The organism is Acinetobacter lwoffii, from assembly GCF_015602705.1.
GTDB lineage: Bacteria > Pseudomonadota > Gammaproteobacteria > Pseudomonadales > Moraxellaceae > Acinetobacter > Acinetobacter lwoffii_E.
The window spans coordinates 715,129-733,401 of sequence record NZ_CP059081.1 but is presented as its reverse complement, the minus strand read 5'-3'; the positions used below and the strand labels follow the sequence as shown (position 1 = coordinate 733,401).

Genomic DNA, 18,273 nt, shown 5'->3' with positions numbered 1-18,273 from the left:
AAATAATCAGCGGAATATTTGTGACAATCTACAACCAATTCCATAGCTTTCAGCGAATAATGGCTTATTGAAAAACTTTGATTTTTAGCACTTCCGCTATAATGCCTCTATCATGAACTTTGCGAACTTTTATGTTTGAAACCATTGCCCAAAATATTCCAGATCAACAGATTAATTTTCACGATATTACTTTAATAATACGTCGTCTGGATCTGGTGCATCCACAAATCTCGGGCAACAAGTTTTTTAAACTGAAATATAATTTTCTTGAAGCCAAAAGACAGGGTTATCAGCATATTCTGAGTTTTGGAGGTGCTTATTCCAATCATATTGCTGCTACTGCATTTGCCGCACAGCAGTTTGGTTTTCAGAGTGTTGGAGTGATTCGGGGTGAAGAACTGGCTGATCGACCATTGAATCCAACATTAGCCACCGCCCAAGAATTCGGGATGCAGTTGCATTTCGTCAGTCGTGATGAATATCGGCGCAAGCAACAGCCTGAGTATTTGGCCGAACTCGCTCGACAATTTCCTGAACATTATGTGATTCCTGAAGGTGGAACCAATGCTTTGGCGATTCAAGGGTGTCAGGAAATATTAAAAGATAGCGATGCGCAATTTGATGTGATTTGTTGTGCAGTAGGCACCGGTGGCACCATCAGCGGATTGATCGAAGCCAGTCACGCGCATCAACAGATCTTAGGATTTTCCGCACTGAAAGGTTCATTTTTAAAAGATGAAGTCGCCCAACTAATGAATAAAACCAACTGGAACATTCTCGATGATTATTGCTTTGGTGGCTATGCCAAAACCAGTGCAGCCTTGATGCAGTTTATCCGGGATTTTGAAGCGGAATTTGCAATTCCACTGGAGCAGATCTACACGGCTAAAATGCTGATGGGGATTTTTGATCTAATCGAGAAAAATTATTTTCCGGCTGGATCAAAACTGTTGGTGATTCATACTGGTGGTCTGCAAGGCCGTCATATTCCCTTTGGTTTTACAGCAACCTAAGCTTGAATCGGTTGATTATTATTTAAGGCAATTAACCCTTTGACCAAGCGGTAGATATGCCAGATAAAGACCAGAAATACAATCAGGAAACCAATCAAGATCACAGTCAATAAGCCACCGACGATATAGCCCAGCAAACTGATCCAGAAGGTTTTAATTTGCCAGTCGACATGACTTTCCAGCCAGGTACCGCGCATTTCATCACGCTTGATATAATTCATCACAATCGCAATAAATGGGGTCAGACCAAGAAAAAATCCTAAAATATAAAGAATATAAGTAATGAGATTATATTGTTTTAAATCTTCCGCGCTTGCCATTCGCTTTTCCTTGTTATTATGTTTTTAGTTTGTACAAAAACTATGCATGAGTTTTAGACAGCTTTCAAATATTTTATGTTTAAAATCCACTGTGAATCTGCAATCACGGAACTGATTTTTCTGGAATAGAGAAAGCTGAAATAAAATTGTCTATAATGCTTCCCTTTTCTTCTCCCTTGAGTGTGTGATGTCTTCCAAGCAATACGATGTTCTAGTCATAGGTGCCGGTGCCTCAGGTTTAATGACGGCGTATATGGCTGCGCAACGTGGGCGTAAAGTCGTGGTAGTGGAAAAAGCCAATAAGGTTGGCAAAAAAATCCTGATGTCTGGCGGTGGTAAATGTAATTTCACCAATCTGGAAGTCGAACCGAGCAATTACATTTCACACAATCCACATTTTGTGATTTCAGCTTTAACGCGTTATACCAACTGGGACTTTATCGGCTTGGTATGTGAATACGGCATTGCTTATGAAGAGCGCAAACATGGACAGCTGTTTACCTTAAATGGTGCAAAAGATATCTTGTCGATGCTGCTAGCGGAATGTGACAAAACCGGTCTGGTCGATATTAAAACCAGCTGCGAAGTGAAAGCAGTGAATCCAGTCGATGATCAAGGCTTTCAGGTGGCGACCTCACTGGGATATTTTGAAGTTGAATCTGTCGTCGTGGCATCCGGTGGTTTATCGATTCCTACGCTTGGCGGTTCAGGCATTGGCTATGAGATTGCAAAACAGTTTGGACATCATGTCTATCCAACCCGTGCCGGACTGGTTCCATTTACCTTCTCTGACGGATTTAAAGAAGTCACCACGCGCTTAAGCGGTAATGCCGTAGAAGCAACACTCTCGAATGAGCTTAATAGCTTTACCGAAGCGCTATTGTTTACCCATCGCGGTTTGAGTGGGCCAAGTTCCCTGCAACTTTCCAACTACTGGAATGTCGGTCAGAGCTTTAAGGTCGATTTCTTACCGAGTGTAGATTTACTGGATTTCTTTAAAACGAAAAAACGAAGTCAGCCCAAAGTCTTGCTGCGTACATTACTGAATGAATATTTACCGAAAAGTGTGGTGGCTGAATTACAAAGTCTGATCTGGACTGAAAGCGCTGAAACTGCCATTGGCAATATCAGTGATGACAAGCTGGAACAGATTGCGGCACGTCTGCATGGCTTTGAAGTGAAACCTTCGGGAACAGAAGGCTACCGTACAGCGGAAGTGACTTTGGGTGGTGTAGACACCACGGAAGTATCCTCAAAAACCATGGAAAGTAAAAAGCAGAAAGGTTTGTATTTTATTGGTGAAGTGCTGGATGTTACCGGACATTTGGGCGGCTATAATTTCCAATGGGCATGGTCATCGGCACATGCCGCATCGGAATATATTTAATCAATAGATAATCTGGTTTGCTACTTAACTCATTCCAGATAGTCTGTTTTAAACAGGTTGAGATTGGCCGTATTTTTTAAACGGTCAATCGTCAGCTGCATTTTTTGAGCTTCTCGCAGACATAGCGGTACGTCATCTGCTGAAGATGCCATGAATTTATGTTGCAGTGCTTTCCACATATTGTTGATCTCCTTTTCTTTATATTTTTAATGCAAGAAAAATACCAAAATCATTTTAGTATTCACTTGAATATTCTATATTTTTAAAAAAATAAATTCTATTCCTAGCGACTGAGCAGGATTTACTTCTCAGTTAAATTCGTCTGCCTCTGGTATTTTCTTATCCAGCTCCCGCTCAGACTGCTCGTCCTGCTTGCTCTTTACAAAAATAAATCGATAGGCAGCGGTAAAAAAGCCAATCGTAATTCCTGCAATGACTAAAGGCGCCAGAACTTTGTTAGGTTTCTTGGTATTCATTCATTTTTCCTTATGACTGAACAAAATCGACCACATGAGCGTGGTCGATTTTGCTTAAAAATAAAAGGTTATTTCAGGTCATCTTTTTTCTGAGTTGAACGGTCAATATCGACATCTGGCTCTTTTTCTCCGGTTGAACCAAATGGATTATTGGCTGGTGGATGAGTCGGATCGACTTTTACTGAATCTGGTACGGCCTGATCCGCATCCGGATTGACAGGATCAATACCTAATGACTCATCATCCTGTGGTGCAGTGGTAAGGATTGCCGGGGTAGTATGGGATAAATCCGTACTCATAGGCGTACTCTTGTCTGAATCCTGATTTGGCATGATGCCTGCTCCTGGAGTTGAGATTGAGGAATCGCTAGTACCTGTAGCCGTTTGCGAACCGCTAAAGGACTGGCTCATTGAGCTATCGGTAGAACTCATACCCATCGCCGCACCTGTAGTGCCTGACATATCAGCTGCACTTGTACCTGTGGTCTTGCCACCTAATCCAGAAAATATGCTGTTCTCAGCTTGTTCTTTGACTGGATTGGGGTCTTTGGCCTCACGTTTGGCTTTATCGATCAAATCTGTGAGTACACGTTCTGCAGGTTGACGACCACCCAAACCAAATGCCAAGGCAAATGCCACTGCTACAGCACCCAAAGTTAGGCCAAACGCCAGGTTCACGATCGAATCGGCAATACCCATGGCACGCAGACCCATTGCCACAACCAGACCCATGATCAGGACACGAACCAGATTTGCCAACCAACGTGAACTGTTATATTCACCACGTTGTACGATATTCGCAACGATATTTGCCAGCCAGAAACCGATTACCAGAATCACCGCGCCAAGCAGAATGTTGGCACCAAAGTAAATGAACATCGCAATCAGGCCACTGATCTGTTCAAAGCCCAGACGGTTCGCTGCTTCAGACACCGCAAACAACATGGTAAACAGAACAATTAGTGAACCAACTACACTAGACAGTTTAGTCGTACCTAAAAAGCGTTGGATATCCAGTTTGGCAGGAATTTCATCAACACCTGTACCGGCAACCACTTCAACCACTAGACGTGCTACCAGTTTAGACACCACATACGCCAGAATTAGAATCAACGCAGCAGCGATGATATTCGGAATGGCATTCATGATTTCGTACAGCATGGCTGTCGCAGGCTGAGAAATGGCCTCGATACCCAATGCCTCAAATGCAATGATCAGTGCAGTAATGATCACCACAGCGAAGATAAATGAACCAACTACCTGAGAAACATTTGAGCTTTTGAAGATACCTACTTTTTCAGCATGTTGCTGTACATTCAGACTGTTTAATAGCCCTTCAACAATACCGCGCACAATTTTCGCCAGGATATAACCGACAAAAATGATGACTGCAGCAATGAAGATGTTTGGTAAGTAACTAACAACATCGGTCAGCATATTCTGAACTGGTAACAGCAGACCGTTGAGACCCAGAATAGACAGCACGATTGGCAAGAACAGTAATAAAATTAACCAGTAAGCAATTTCACTGATGTTTTTACTAATCGGACTGACACCGACTTCAGCACTGAGTTTTTCATCGAGTTGCGTTCGGTCTAGCAGTTTTTGTAGCCCTATCTTCACCAGATTGGCCACAATCCAACCTATGAATCCGACTGCAATTGCACCTAGTAACTGCGGGATAAATAACAGGAACTGCTGGATCATATTACTGAATGGACCGCTGACACTGGTAAGATTGAGCACGTTCAGCGCACCAATCACGGCAATAATCAGAATAATCCAGAACACGACGCGGGCGATAATGCTCTCCACATTGGAGTGATGACCTGTCGCCGTATTTAAATGTGTATTGGTGCCCAGTTTTTGCAAGAGCTTTTTAACGCCTGCCGAGACCAGTAACGCAATGATCCAGCCAATTACTAATATGGCAATTGCACTAAGAATGGGATGGAACTGATCCCAATAGTACATGGCATCGAAGCCACCACGCGGGCTTCTCATATAATCATTCATGTTGTTCTACCCTCTTTGTTATTAAGCTATTTATCTGAAATCGGGGGCATCTCCCTGAAACAATCAGCCCCTTCTTTTTCCGGATTCATATTAGATTTGATGTTTTCAGGCTCAGGCCAGGTAGATGGTACTACCTTAAAACATCACCATCCATTGCAAAAAAGCCCCAGTGGTTCACTAGAGCTTTTCAGGTATTTTCAGTTATTGAGTCGCCTGTCCATCGGTCGCAGTTGCTGTTGCTTCTGTGCCATCACCCACGGTTGCTGTAGCTTCCGTTCCATCATTCATGGTGGCGGTGCCTTGTGTAGGCTCACCGACTGGAGTTGAATTATTTGGGGTAGCAGGCTGTACATTCGGATTTGGATGTCCTGCAGGAGCATCATTCGCATCTGGATTCATGTCAGCAAACATATAGAACAGTAGTGCGAGTAAAAAAATACCGACCAAAATCAAGATATAAACAGGGATACGCTTTTTCTGCGTCACGTCTGCCTGATGATTTAAAGGTGGTTTTTTATTGAAATCATCGACCATAACCATCCTCACTCTTTGTTATTCATAAGTAGATTTTTAGAATAACAAGCTGTGAATAGGGCTTCTGTGACAAAACATGGTGAGATGGTGACGGGATGTAAGTCACTAATCCATCAGAATTCTCTGCTAGATGCTACTTTAAAATAGCCGTTTGGCTGGGCTATGTTGCATATCGACTGGGGTTTCGTGTTCATCTTTCAACTGCACCCCTGAAAGCTGTAACTCACAGGATTTACGCATCAATGCGACCAGTCGCTGGATAGCTAGTGGATAGGCCAAGCCCGCAGAACGGACATTGGAAATACAGTTGCGCAAGGCATCATGACACCCTTTAAAAGCATTATAAGTGTAATAAATTCCCATACTATCGGGTGAGCTCAAACCCGGCCGTTCGCCAATTAGCATGACCAGCATTTTCGCCTGTAAAATTTCTGCCAATTCATCACCCAGTGCCACACGACTGCCACGGGCAATCACTAAGGGGGCAATCTGCCAGCCTTGTTCTTTGCATGCCTCTAGCAAGGCCGGAATAAAATGCAGGCTATTTTCCTCAATGGCACGTGCTGATAGTCCATCTCCCAGCACAATCGCTACATCCCAATGTTGCTGATGTTCGGCCCGGTATTGCTGCAATATCGTTTTGGACTGTTCTGAAAGCACACGCCCAAGATCGGGACGTTTAAGATAAAGATCTTTCTCTACCGCCTGGCTTTCAATTTCCAGAATAGGCAGTCCCGTTTTAGCTAAGCCAGATTTTAAGAATTCAACATCAAGTGGCTTCAGTACCGCATCTTTAGCTTGCGCATGTGCCAACTGAAATTCCAGACTTGGTCGAGTCGGCAAGCTGCCCCCAGTTCGACCTAAGGCAATCCGTGCATCAGTAAAGGCTTTTAATTTCTGCCAGGGATTATCCTGTAATTGGGACTCAAATTTCACATCGGCAATCAGTTTCATAGTACTTCCTCAAGACAGGATTAGGCGTGAAAATTGCTTCGGCAACTCTGTTGGCCAGTGCAGCTGATTAGACTGTTGCGCCAAAATTCCCTGATGCTCCAGCCAGTAGTCAAATTCGGGTGCCGGTTTTAATCCCAGTAATTGCCGGATGTAGAGCGCATCATGAAAGGAGGTCGTCTGATAGTGCAACATCACGTCATCTGAACCGGGAATACCCATAATAAAATTCAGTCCGGCATTGGCAAGCAAGGTCAGCAGTACATCCATATCATCTTGATCGGCATCGGCATGATTGGTGTAGCAAATATCACAGCCCATTGGTACACCGAGCAGCTTGCCACAGAAATGATCTTCCAGCCCGGCCCGGATAATCTGCTTGCCGTTATACAGATATTCCGGTCCGATAAAGCCGACCACGGTATTGACCAGCAAGGGATTAAACTTACGCGCCACGGCGTAGGCACGTGCTTCCACGGTCTGTTGATCCACGCCATGATGGCCATTGCTAGACAAGGCACTGCCCTGTCCGGTTTCAAAATACATGACATTTTGGCCCACGGTGCCGCGTTGCAGGCTTAAAGCGGCCTCATAACCTTCCTGCAACAGCGCCAGATTGATCCCGAAACCGGTATTGGCTTTTTCGGTTCCCGCAATGGACTGGAACATTAAATCAATCGGAACATTTTTATTTGCCAGCTGAATGCCAGAAGTAATATGGGTCAAAACACAAGATTGAGTCGGAATCTCATATTCCTGGATGATATGATCGAGCAGTTTGAGCAGCTCAGTCAAATTCTGCAGATTATCCGTCGCCGGATTAATCCCGATCACGGCATCACCATTGCCGTACATCAGTCCATCCAGAATGGATGCAGAGATTCCCATCAGATCATCAGTCGGATGGTTCGGCTGCAAACGCGTTGATAAGTGCCCTTCCAGACCAATGGTGTTTCTAAACCGCGTCACCACGCGGCATTTTTTCGCTACCAGAATCAGATCCTGATTGCGCATAATTTTGCTCACTGCCGCGACCATTTCCGGAATCAGGCCCATTTTTAAGGCCGTAATCTTTTCTGTGGTGGCATCTGCACTGAGCAGCCAGTTACGAAAATCCCCCACAGTAAAATGCGAGATCGGATAAAAGACATCAGCATCATGTTCATCCATAATCAGGCGGGTGATTTCATCCTCTTCATAAGGAACCACAGCTTCTTGCAAAAACTGCTGTAATGGTACTTCTGCCAGACACATTTGTGCAGCAACCGCTCGGTTGCATCCACGGCCACAATCCCTGCCAGCTGATCGCCAGAACGTTCAGGCGTAGCCTTGGCCAACAGGGTTTTTAAATCCTCAAAGACATAATGCTGACTGGCCACATTAATCTGATACAACATAAGCAAGTTCTCCCTGCTAGATAATTTATTTCAATTCCTTTTCTGCTGCCTCGATACGGGCAAATTCTTCTTCCGGTGTCCCGGCCACCAGATGATGGCGGCTATACAGCAGAAAATAGAGAATCAGTGCAACGTAAATGGCAGCTGCCATTAACCAGACTTTTGGATCGACCAGAAAGCCTGCCACCACGGCAATCGCAGCAAGTACCAGCGCAATGGACGCAGTCACAATACCGCCCGGTGCCTGATAAGGACGTACCAGATTCGGCCGGGACAATTTCAGTTTGATATAAGACATCATCATCAAAACATAGGAAATGGTGGCACCAAAGACCGCCATCAGAATCAGCAGATCACCTTCACCTGAAAGGGACAGCAGGAAGCCAATAATCCCCGGAATAATGATGGCCAAATAAGGTGCATGATTGCTGTTGGTTAAAGAGAGTTTTTTCGGTAAATAACCGGCACGTGAGAGTGCAAAAATTTGACGGGAATAGGCATAGATAATCGAGAAGAAACTAGCGATCAGACCTGCCAGCCCGACAAAATTCACAAAACTCGCCATCCAGGTATTGGCCCCATAAACCGCTACTAAAGCATCAACCAGTGGCGCACCGGAATCTTTCAGCGTATCTGCACCTGCTGCGCCAGGACCGAGCAGCAAAATACTCAGGGCAAAGAATGCCAGAATCAGCATGGAACCAATCAGGCCACGCGGCAAGGATTTGGCTGGCTCTTTGGCCTCCTCGGCTGCCAGTGGCACCCCTTCAACTGCCAGAAAAAACCAGATCGCATAAGGCACTGCTGCCCAGATAACCCAATGGCAGGAAACTGCTTGCACCTGCAGCTTCTGTACTGACCGCAATATCAAACAGGTTTGTACTATTAAAATGAGGCAACATGCCAAAGATAAACACCATCAAGGCAACCGCAGCAATTGCGGTAATCACGAACATGATTTTGAGTGCCTCACCAGCACCTTTCAGATGCAAGCCCATAAACACTAAATAGCTCACCAGATAAATGATCCAGCCGCCAATGCCAAACAGGGCTTCGCAATAAGCGCCAATGAAACACGCAATTGCTGCTGGAGCGATGGCATATTCAATCAGAATGGCACTTCCGGTCAGATAACCGCCAAAGGGACCAAAAGCAGTACGGGCAAAACTGTATCCCCCACCCGCAGTCGGCAGCATGGTTGACATTTCGGACATGGCCAAGCACATACACAGATACATAAATGCCACCACAATGGTCGCAATAAACATGCCTCCCCAACCCGCCTGTGCCAGACCGAAATTCCAACCACCGAAGTCGCCGGAAATCACGTAAGCTACTCCCAGACCGACGAGAAGCAGCCAGCCTACAGCACCTTTCTTGAACTGGCGCAAGGCAAAATAATCTTCTTGTACTGCTGTTTCAGTCACACTGGCATCAATCACACTTTTTGACTCTGACATAGCAACCTCGTTGTTTTTATCGTTGTTCCCTGAAGATATGCATAAGCCATACCAGTTCCGCAGGCTTTAGTGAAGACAGTTGAGACGCTGCCTTTCAGCGATGAAATGCGTTATAATTATCCACCTTCTCATTTATACACCCGAGTTATATGGCGTATCGTCAACAAAGTGTATCGCTTGATCTTGATACTGACGTCACACATCAATGTACGCTGCACTACAGCCGTGATCAGCATCTGATTGGAATTATTGAATTTAGCAAGCCAAGCTTCCTGCTTCGCTGGCAGGATCTGGAATATTTCCGTCGTCGTACCGAAGAATTTTCCGTGATGCCTTTTCCGGACTGTGTGAATGCGATGATTATCGATATTCGAGATGTGACAGCATGGCTGGATAATGAAGTGCCGATTATTCCATGGCGTTTACTGGAAGAAGACTGTCCAGTGCGCCTAGTGGTGCCTGCAGACCGTATTGAGCACTATGCCGGATTTTTTGAACCGACCTGGCTCAGTCCCGATGTCGAAACCGCCATTCAGGAAATCCGTGAATCAATGGATATGTTTGTGCATTAAGCTTGAATCGAAAAAACCTCCGCAATGGGCAATGCTGTTTACTTAAGCATTTGAATCATTTTGGAATTCATTAGAGAATCCGATGTCAGGTTTGGCATCGGATTTTTTTATGGTATTTCAGCAGGATATTTTAGATCTTAACAATCTGTTTAAGCTCTCGAATCTGAGTACTTTTATTCACAATATCCCCGTTGAGTGGGTCAAGTCCACACTCAGGTTGAGCAGTCCCGCGACTATTCGCAGGCGGTGCTTGCCTGCGGATCAGGTACTTTGGCTGGTTCTTGGAATGGCGATTTTCCGTGATGTCCTCATCCATGAAGCAGCAAGAAGACTCAATATTTGCACTCAGTGGTTAGCCTCTTATGACTTGCTGACGCGCATTAGTCTAACCAATACACGTAAACATCTTGGTGCAGATTCTGTGGAGTGGCTATTTCACCAGACCGATCAGCACTGGGGACAAGAGCATTATCCGGCTGGGCTGTCGGAACTTAGACAGGGATAGGTAGTTTGTTTTAGAGAGGCCTATAAGGCTTCGGAGAGTCAAAATGTTAAAAAACCGTTATCCCTTAGATCACAATGCCGCTCCTGTTAAAGGAACCGCATTGCCTTCAAGCAGGGGGTTTTGCTCATAAATCCTTCAACCTTACCAGTAATTCTCGACCGCAATATTTCCTTCACCACGACGGTTCATGGTCAGGCCACGAGCTTTTAAGGCTTCTTTGGTATCATCGACCATATCCGGGTTACCACAAAGCATGACATGCGTCGTTTCCGGATTAAACGCGATACCTGCTGCCTTTTCCAGCTCACCATTGGCAATCAAAATCGGTAAACGGTCGTGCAAAGGTGCATCAGGCTCACGGGTAATAATCGGGATAAACTTAAAACCGGTATGTCCTTCGCCAAAGGTTTCAGCGATTTCCTGAATCCGATCTACATAAGCGAGTTCTGCCCGGGTGCGCACACTATAAACCAGATTAATTTTTTCGTATTTGCTCCAGGTTTCAAAGTCTTGCAACATACAAATAAACGGTGCCAGCCCCGTACCGGTACCCAGTAACCATAGATCTTTAGGCAAAGGCAATTGATAACGTGCCAGAGTCAGATAACCATAAGGAATTTTTTCCAGATGCAGCTCATTCCCGACTTTGAGGTGCTGTAAATTGGAGGTAAATTTACCTTCTGGAACGACAATCGAGAAAAACTCCAGAGTTTCATCAAAAGGAGAGGACACTACCGAATAGGCACGAACCACCAGTTCATCCCCCACTTGCAAACCAATACGCGCAAACTGCCCTGCGGTAAACTTAAAATGTGCTGGGCGTGTCATCGTAAAACTAAATAATGTATTGGTCCAACGGTGTACAGATAAAACTTTTTCTCGGGTAAATTTTTCAATTGACATGATTTCAACGTGGCATGAAAGACTGTGCTCATGGTAGCATGGCAACATAATTTATTAATATTTTTTAAATGTTAAGGCTCTACTCATGCGCATGACTTTACGCCAATTGGCTGTTTTTGTAGCAGTGGCACAAGAGGGTACCGTAACGAAGGCTAGCGATGCCGTCAAGCTTACACAAAGTGCGGCTAGTATGGCTTTAGCAGATCTGGAAGATGGTCTGGGTGCTCCACTATTTGACCGTCTAGGCAAACGTTTACAGCTAAATGACCTAGGGCGCTTTCTTCTCCCTCAAGCCCTGGAAATTTTAGGTCGTTGTGAATCTTTTGAACAAGTCGCTAAAGGTGAGCTTCAAAGTATCGATTTACGTTTGGGTGCAACCCTGACGATCTCAGATTACCTGATTCCTGACCTGATGGCCGATTTCTTGAAAATCAAGCCGCAAGCACATTTACAGCTTCAAGTCGGTAATACCCGTCAAATGATTGAAGCGGTGAATCAGTTCCAGCTGGATCTGGCCCTGATCGAAGGATCTTGTCATCTGCCACAATTGCAATGTATCCATTGGCGTGATGATGAGCTGGCTGTGTGCTGTGCGCCAGACCACCCTCTTGCGCAATTGAACCGTGAACTAACCGCTGAAGATTTCAAATCTGTAGAATGGATTTTGCGTGAAGAAGGTTCAGGTACCCGTGAGGTGTTTGACAATGCCATCTTGAAAGATGTACCAGATGCCAATATCCGTCTAACACTCGGTCATAATGAAGCGATTTTAAAAATTGTAGCGGGCGGAATTGGTATGTCCTGCATTTCCAAACTTGCGATTGAGCCTTTACGTGAAAAAGGTCAACTGGTAATTCTGGATACACCATTCTGGTCGCTGACTCGTCCTCTGTTTATGCTGGTACATCGCCAGAAATATCAGGGTCCAGGTCTGAGAGCCTTTATGAATTTTTGTGAAAGCTAAAATATTAGAAGCACCTTCAGGTGCTTTTTTTAGGATTCATCAAAACTGACTTTCACATGGTATCCCATCGCCGTCACCATCCATTTTAGTATTTGGACAGTTACGAATGAAAAATAATGCTTCCTCATAAGAACCCATCTGACTACAGTGTTCTCGACCATCGCATTTAAATTGAGATACAGATGGCGAAGTCGTTTCTGAAGTTTTCGAATTAACTGGGTTACTTTGGCTTCTTAACTCAGTGCCTTGATTTTCCAGGCTCTTCCTGCCCTGCTCAGATAATCCTTGCATAGGTAGATCACCTTGCGCTGCTCGCTGTTCAGCGACAATTCGTTGCTGCTCTACCATCAGTCCTTCCAGCTTTTGCTGTTTTTGAACTTGGTAGCTTTGGTATTTGTTATAAACAAGAACAGCAAGAATCACCATAATCACCAGTCCTGATATTGTGATTATTTTTGATGTAGTTGATGATTTTTTCTTTTCATAACGTAGAGAAGCTCTGGTTTCAGTATCTCCATGTAGATCATTGTTTTGTGTAACAGGAACTTCTTGCTTAATACCCAAGCGAATAATATGGTTTGCCTTAAACTTTCCATTATCTTCCACAATCAAAAACTTTAATTTTTCCCCCATTTTTGGCGGAATATTTTTATTGGGAAAGTCTTTGACATGGAAAAATAAATCTTTGGATTGCCCTTCGATCTGAATAAAACCAAAACCACGATCTTCGTTATAGGTTTTGATTTTCCCCTCTTGAAACATAATTCGCTCTTATCTTTAATATTTTTTATGATTGTAATCAAAAAGAGACTGAAAATCTTTTGTAAAATTCTCTAAAGCAGAAACATAAAAACTAGAAGTGCATCTTATGGCGGAAGAATAGATCCTTAGTTAAAAGTAAAAAAAATAAAATTTCTGTTTTTATTTATACTTCGCCAAAAATCATAAAACCAACAGCTGATGCCAATGCCAGCCATAGGGTCGGACTAAAGAAAAGTGAATTACGTACAGGAACAGCGACTGTGGGTGCCAAGGATTGCAAGGCGACGACTTCTGGCACAAATTCATCCTGCGCTTTAATATGTAGACGTACCATGTTGTCTAAGGTCATGCTTTCTTGTTGAGGAATGATTCTAAATTTAAGCCGCTCTCCAATTTGTGGCTCAATTTCAGGCGAAGGTAGATCCTATAACTTGAAACTTAACTCTTGAGCTTCCCCTACCAACTCCAAAGTACCCATACCACGTTCGGAATCGTAAGTTTTAATTTTTCCATCCGTAAACATGACACTTTTCTCTATAGAATTCATTTAATTTGTATTCTAAGCCAAAGGAAATGCTCAGCATTGTTGCTATTTGGTGGATTTTTTATGTGTTATCTGTCTCTTTGAATATGTAAGCGGTGGCACTATAAAAAAGAGGCTCGAAAGCCTCTTTTTAAATGTGACTAAACACGATTTAAGTATGAAGATTATCTATTAACCGCGGAAGTTGTTTAACAATACCGATGTAATTGATTTATTGTGTGTCGCCACTTTGGTTTTTTTAGCTTTCTTTGAGTTGTCTTCGACACGTTCAATCTTAATCGCTTTGTACTTATCGCCATTTTCAACAACATTAAATTTCACGCGTTCATTGCGTTTTGGCTCGCCTTCTGCTGCAGGGAAGTCTGAAATATGGAAGAATACATCTCCCTCAGCGCAGCCAATAAAACCGAAACCTTTGGCAGGGTCATACTGTTTGATTTTGCCCTGATACAATTCATCTTTCATGCTATTGTCCTATCCTGAAAATGCCCTGTCTACATTATATAAAAAAGAGGCTGTAGTAGCCCCTTTTTTCATCATATTCAAAAATTAGTCTTTTTGAACTGAACCAAAGATTTTATCGCCAGCATCGCCAAGACCTGGAACGATATAACCATTTTCATTTAAGCCATTATCGATAGAAGCAGTAAAAATCACCACATCCGGATGCGTAGCTTCTACACGCTTAATGCCTTCTGGTGCAGCAACCAGAACCATCACACGAATATCTTTACAGCCGCTGGCTTTCAGTACATCAATGGCAGCCACTAAAGAAGAACCAGTCGCCAACATTGGATCAATGATCATCGCGATACGGTTTTGTACGTCTGGAACCAGTTTTTTATAATAGGTACGTGCTTCCAGAGTTTCTTCATCACGCTCTAAACCAAGTACTGATACTTTTGCACTTGGAATCAGGTTCAAGAAACCGTCGAGCATACCAATACCGGCACGTAGAATTGGCACAACCGTGATTTTTTTACCCGCAATACGGTCAACTGTAACAGCACCATTCCAGCCATCAATATCATGTTCAACCATTGGCAGGTCTTTAGTTGCTTCATAAGTCAGAAGCATGGTCACTTCTTGAGCTAACTCACGGAAATTTTTGGTACTAATATCTGCACGACGGAGTAAACCAAGCTTATGTCGAATGAGTGGATGACGGATTTCATGGATTGCCACGGGAGAACACCTAAAAGGTTAAAGATAAATTTCCGCTATTATAAAGGCTTTTATTGATTTGTATAAATAAAAAAGCCCCCAATCATGGAGGCTTTTTTGTAATAACGTCAATCTTTGCAGATATTAGTTAAAACCACTTTGAACCAAAGTGAAAATGAACTGTTGCAATTCAGGTGACATGGCAAAGAATGCATATTTAGATACTGCAATTACTGGATCTGGGTAGACACCGATCACAAGTACCGCAAGCGCAGCAAGAAGTACCATGATACCGCCCACTTTTTGACCCCAATGATTCACCGCATCTAAACGTGGTGTTTCAGGTGGTGTCATGTAAAGCACAACCATCACACGTAGGTAGTAGTATAGACCGATACCAGAACCCAAGATAACCATCGCAGTCAGGAACCAGGCTTCGCCTGCAACCGCAGTTTTAATCACCAGGAACTTACCGATAAAGCCGGCAGTTAAAGGAATACCTGCAAGAGACAGCATCATCACCGTCAATACAGCAGTCAAGACTGGACGGCGCCAGAACAGACCACGGTATTCAGCCAAGCTACCCGCTTCGTCGGTATTATTATACGGACTAGACATCAGCGTAACGACACCGAACGCACCGATCGTGGTTAATACATAGGTAATCACGTAGACGTTTACACTTTCAAAAGTCGCGAAACCTTGAACCTGTAAGAAGTCAGTATTACGTGAACTGACGATAGCAACCAGCAAATAACCAAAGTGTGCAATTGAAGAGTATGCCAGGATACGTTTCAAGTTCACCTGGCGAACCGCCAGCAGGTTACCTGCAAGGATAGACAGAACTGCAATGATTGAAATGATCGTTACGAAGCTGTCTGCCAGGATTAAACCTGAAGACAAAGCATAACGAACAAACAGACCAATCATGGCTACTTTCGCAACAGTCGCAAGGAAAGTCGCGACTGGGGCTGGGGCACCAGCGTATACATCTGGTGTCCATTTGTGGAATGGTGCAAGCGATAATTTAAATGCTACTGCAAATACAATTAAAGCCAGACCAATCACGACAGCCGGTTGACTGAATACGGTAAACAGTTTGCCTGGTTCAGCAACGAAACTTAAAGTACCTGTATATGCATAAATATATGCCATACCCATTAACAGCATTGCAGACGCAGTTGCTGAAAGCACTAGATATTTCACACCCGCTTCAAGCGATTGAGAACGTTGATGTGTATATGCCAACAAGCCATATACAGGAATCGACATCAACTCAAGGCTGATAAAGAATGATGCATAGTGTGAGCTAGCCACCATTAGCATGGCACCCGCAACGGATGTCAGCATCAGGATATATAACTCTTCACGGTTATCTTTATAGGTTTCGATATACGCGTGAGATAGCGTTGCACATGCAAGTGCAGCAATCAGGATCACAAACTGGTACAGCATCGTAAATGGATCTACGATGAACAGATTCATCACGTTGGCAGGTGCAAACACGCCTGCCAACAAAACGAAAATGATATAGAACGCAGCAAGGTTTAAACCAATCACCGTGGTGGTAGCCACCAAGTTATGGTTACGCTTGATTGCGGTCAGCAACATCACGACGATCGCAGTTAACGACACGATCATCACAGGTGCTAGAGGCATAAGCTCAGAAAAAGACATTGTGAAGTTCATGGCTTATTGGATCTCCACATTTTCAAGTTGAGTCGTTACTTGATCAGCAACTTCAACCACTTCTTGAACTGGAATGTAGCTATTCGCTAACCACGCCATGCTTGAGTTAGAAACGTCAAGGAAGCTTTGTGGATATAGACCAAGCCAAAGTAGACCAAACGCACAGATCAACAATAATGCGATTTCACGTGCATTTAGATCTTTTAACGGATTTGTATAATGCTGCTGTTGCGCTTCATTTGGTACACCAAACAAGGCTTTGTGAATCAGGATCAGACCGTACAGACCCGCAAATACCAAGCTGATTGCCGCAAGAATGGTAAACGCCGGGAATTTCGCATAAGCACCCATCAGGATCAGGAACTCACCAATGAAGTTACCTAGACCTGGAATACCCACCAACGCCGCAACGAAGAACATCAGGAAGAATGCAAGATACGGGAATTGACCACGCATACCACCCATCAAACGCATATCACGCGTATGTACACGCTCATATACCTGACCACACATAATGAACAGTGCAGCAGATGAAATACCATGTGCCAACATCATGATCATCAGACCCTGGAAGGTCAGGATGTTACCTGCGTAGATCGCAAGTAAAACGAAGCCCATGTGTGAAATAGAGGTATAAGCCAACAGGCGTTTCATGTCGGTTTGCCGGAAAGCACACCAAGCACCGTAGAAAATACCGATTAAACCAAGAATGATTGCGAAGTCTGCAAACTGTGCAGATGCTGCCGGGAAGAACGGAATCACGAAACGTAATAAACCGTACGCCGCAGTCTTAATCAAGATACCTGCAAGATCGACAGAACCCGCTGTTGGTGCTTGCGCATGCGCATCTGGTAACCAGCCGTGTAATGGGAAAACTGGAAGTTTTACCGCAAAACCGATGAATAAACAGATCATGAATGCATAAGCCACCGCTGGAGCCTGAGCATCAAGCGTATTCGCCACACCTAATAAATAGTTGTAGTCGAAACGGATTTCGCCAGTCATGGTATAGCCTACAGTCACCAGACCCAGGATACCAATCAGCATCACCAAACCGGCAACCTGCGTGTAAATGAAGAACTTGTTAGCTGCATAAACACGTGACTTGCCTTCTGCCCCTTTATGACCCCAAAGGGCAATCAGGAAGTAGATCGGTACTAGCATCATCTCCCAGAAGAAGAAGAACAGGAACAGGTCAATCGCAAGGAAGACACCGATGACACCACCCAACGACCATAAAAGGTTCAAGTGGAAGAAACCAACGTTCTTTTGAATCTCGCCCCATGAACAGCCTACTGCCAGCACACCCAGGAGTGCAGTCAAGCCAACCATAAGAAGTGATAAACCATCCACTGCCAAGTGAATGTTAATGCCCAGGGTTTGAATCCAAGGCAATTTGAATTCGGCAGCCCACGAAGGTGTAGCACCGCCTAATTCATAGTTATAGGTACCAGTCTGCCAAAGGACGATGGTCAAGACCAACGTCACCAGCATACCGATCAGCGCGATATAACGCGGCAAGTGTTGGTCGAGTTTATCGACCAACCAGCATATGAAACCTGCAATGAACGGAATGAGGATCAGAGCCGGCAAAATAATATTGTTTGGAGCTTCCAT

16 protein-coding genes and 4 pseudogenes are annotated in these 18,273 nt (G+C 44.2%); 5 read left to right on the top strand and 15 right to left on the bottom strand.

Going from position 1 to position 18,273, the window contains the following annotated elements; genetic code table 11:
* Nucleotides 1-131 precede the first annotated feature (131 nt).
* Complete coding sequence (locus H0S56_RS03455; RefSeq protein ID WP_195725658.1) at nucleotides 132-1,013, top strand: 1-aminocyclopropane-1-carboxylate deaminase/D-cysteine desulfhydrase; 882 nt, start codon at nucleotides 132-134, stop codon at nucleotides 1,011-1,013.
* Here the strand turns inward: H0S56_RS03455 and H0S56_RS03450 are convergent.
* Complete coding sequence (locus H0S56_RS03450) at nucleotides 1,010-1,333, bottom strand: DUF4870 family protein (protein WP_005106226.1); 324 nt, start codon at nucleotides 1,331-1,333, stop codon at nucleotides 1,010-1,012. The two genes, H0S56_RS03455 and H0S56_RS03450, sit on opposite strands and share 4 nt — an antisense overlap.
* Before the next feature lie 187 nt (nucleotides 1,334-1,520).
* Between H0S56_RS03450 and H0S56_RS03445 the strand changes: the two genes are divergently transcribed.
* Nucleotides 1,521-2,720 (top strand): BaiN/RdsA family NAD(P)/FAD-dependent oxidoreductase, encoded by a 1,200-nt coding sequence (locus H0S56_RS03445; protein WP_195725657.1) that lies wholly within the window; start codon nucleotides 1,521-1,523, stop codon nucleotides 2,718-2,720.
* A gap of 29 nt (nucleotides 2,721-2,749) precedes the next feature.
* Here the strand turns inward: H0S56_RS03445 and H0S56_RS03440 are convergent, their stop codons facing one another.
* The 7 genes and pseudogenes from H0S56_RS03440 to eat all read right to left on the bottom strand — a co-directional run bounded on the left by H0S56_RS03440 (nucleotide 2,750) and on the right by eat (nucleotide 9,553).
* On the bottom strand, nucleotides 2,750-2,899 hold the full coding sequence (locus H0S56_RS03440; RefSeq protein ID WP_171260768.1) for a hypothetical protein: 150 nt from the start codon (nucleotides 2,897-2,899) through the stop codon (nucleotides 2,750-2,752).
* A gap of 129 nt (nucleotides 2,900-3,028) precedes the next feature.
* Complete coding sequence (locus H0S56_RS03435) at nucleotides 3,029-3,196, bottom strand: hypothetical protein (protein WP_005106221.1); 168 nt, start codon at nucleotides 3,194-3,196, stop codon at nucleotides 3,029-3,031.
* A 68-nt stretch (nucleotides 3,197-3,264) separates the two neighbouring features.
* Nucleotides 3,265-5,211: a mechanosensitive ion channel gene (locus tag H0S56_RS03430; RefSeq protein ID WP_195725656.1), complete on the bottom strand. Its 1,947-nt coding sequence runs from the start codon at nucleotides 5,209-5,211 to the stop codon at nucleotides 3,265-3,267.
* Nucleotides 5,212-5,412: 201 nt separating this feature from the next.
* The gene (locus tag H0S56_RS03425; RefSeq protein ID WP_005106219.1) at nucleotides 5,413-5,745 is read right to left on the bottom strand and encodes a hypothetical protein; all 333 of its coding nucleotides are present in this window, start codon (nucleotides 5,743-5,745) and stop codon (nucleotides 5,413-5,415) included.
* A gap of 138 nt (nucleotides 5,746-5,883) precedes the next feature.
* Nucleotides 5,884-6,699, bottom strand: coding sequence for an ethanolamine ammonia-lyase subunit EutC (eutC, locus tag H0S56_RS03420; RefSeq protein ID WP_005247876.1), 816 nt, complete (start codon nucleotides 6,697-6,699; stop codon nucleotides 5,884-5,886).
* 9 nt (nucleotides 6,700-6,708) lie between these two features.
* A pseudogene (locus H0S56_RS03415) lies at nucleotides 6,709-8,093 on the bottom strand (ethanolamine ammonia-lyase subunit EutB).
* A 25-nt stretch (nucleotides 8,094-8,118) separates the two neighbouring features.
* Nucleotides 8,119-9,553 (bottom strand): annotated as a pseudogene (gene eat / locus H0S56_RS03410) (ethanolamine permease).
* Between the two features lie 149 nt (nucleotides 9,554-9,702).
* Here eat and H0S56_RS03405 point away from each other — a divergent pair.
* Nucleotides 9,703-10,125 (top strand): hypothetical protein, encoded by a 423-nt coding sequence (locus tag H0S56_RS03405; RefSeq protein ID WP_004280758.1) that lies wholly within the window; start codon nucleotides 9,703-9,705, stop codon nucleotides 10,123-10,125.
* A gap of 109 nt (nucleotides 10,126-10,234) precedes the next feature.
* Nucleotides 10,235-10,597: pseudogene (locus H0S56_RS03400) on the top strand (transposase domain-containing protein); the annotation flags it as partial.
* A gap of 174 nt (nucleotides 10,598-10,771) precedes the next feature.
* Here the strand turns inward: H0S56_RS03400 and H0S56_RS03395 are convergent.
* The gene (locus tag H0S56_RS03395; protein WP_195725655.1) at nucleotides 10,772-11,533 is read right to left on the bottom strand and encodes a ferredoxin--NADP reductase; all 762 of its coding nucleotides are present in this window, start codon (nucleotides 11,531-11,533) and stop codon (nucleotides 10,772-10,774) included.
* A gap of 85 nt (nucleotides 11,534-11,618) precedes the next feature.
* On the opposite strand from H0S56_RS03395, the gene gigC reads away from it, so the two are divergent.
* Nucleotides 11,619-12,497 carry a LysR family transcriptional regulator GigC gene (gigC, locus tag H0S56_RS03390; RefSeq protein ID WP_004280761.1) on the top strand — a complete coding sequence of 293 codons (879 nt, stop codon included), beginning with the start codon at nucleotides 11,619-11,621 and terminating at the stop codon, nucleotides 12,495-12,497.
* A 39-nt stretch (nucleotides 12,498-12,536) separates the two neighbouring features.
* Here gigC and H0S56_RS03385 read toward each other — a convergent pair whose 3' ends face one another.
* The 6 genes and pseudogenes from H0S56_RS03385 to nuoM form a co-directional block, all read right to left on the bottom strand.
* A complete protein-coding gene (locus H0S56_RS03385) occupies nucleotides 12,537-13,259 on the bottom strand; it encodes a cold shock domain-containing protein (protein WP_005106214.1) in 723 nt (240 codons plus the stop codon).
* A gap of 163 nt (nucleotides 13,260-13,422) precedes the next feature.
* A pseudogene (locus tag H0S56_RS03380) lies at nucleotides 13,423-13,782 on the bottom strand (hypothetical protein).
* Nucleotides 13,783-13,974: 192 nt separating this feature from the next.
* Nucleotides 13,975-14,268, bottom strand: a complete 294-nt coding sequence (locus tag H0S56_RS03375; protein WP_005106209.1) for a cold shock domain-containing protein — start codon at nucleotides 14,266-14,268, stop codon at nucleotides 13,975-13,977.
* 84 nt (nucleotides 14,269-14,352) lie between these two features.
* Entirely contained in the window at nucleotides 14,353-14,988 is a 636-nt protein-coding gene (gene upp / locus H0S56_RS03370) for a uracil phosphoribosyltransferase (RefSeq protein WP_004280765.1), read from the bottom strand.
* A gap of 123 nt (nucleotides 14,989-15,111) precedes the next feature.
* Nucleotides 15,112-16,656, bottom strand: coding sequence for an NADH-quinone oxidoreductase subunit NuoN (gene nuoN / locus H0S56_RS03365; protein WP_195725654.1), 1,545 nt, complete (start codon nucleotides 16,654-16,656; stop codon nucleotides 15,112-15,114).
* 3 nt (nucleotides 16,657-16,659) lie between these two features.
* Nucleotides 16,660-18,273 carry an NADH-quinone oxidoreductase subunit M gene (nuoM, locus tag H0S56_RS03360; protein WP_195725653.1) on the bottom strand — a complete coding sequence of 538 codons (1,614 nt, stop codon included), beginning with the start codon at nucleotides 18,271-18,273 and terminating at the stop codon, nucleotides 16,660-16,662.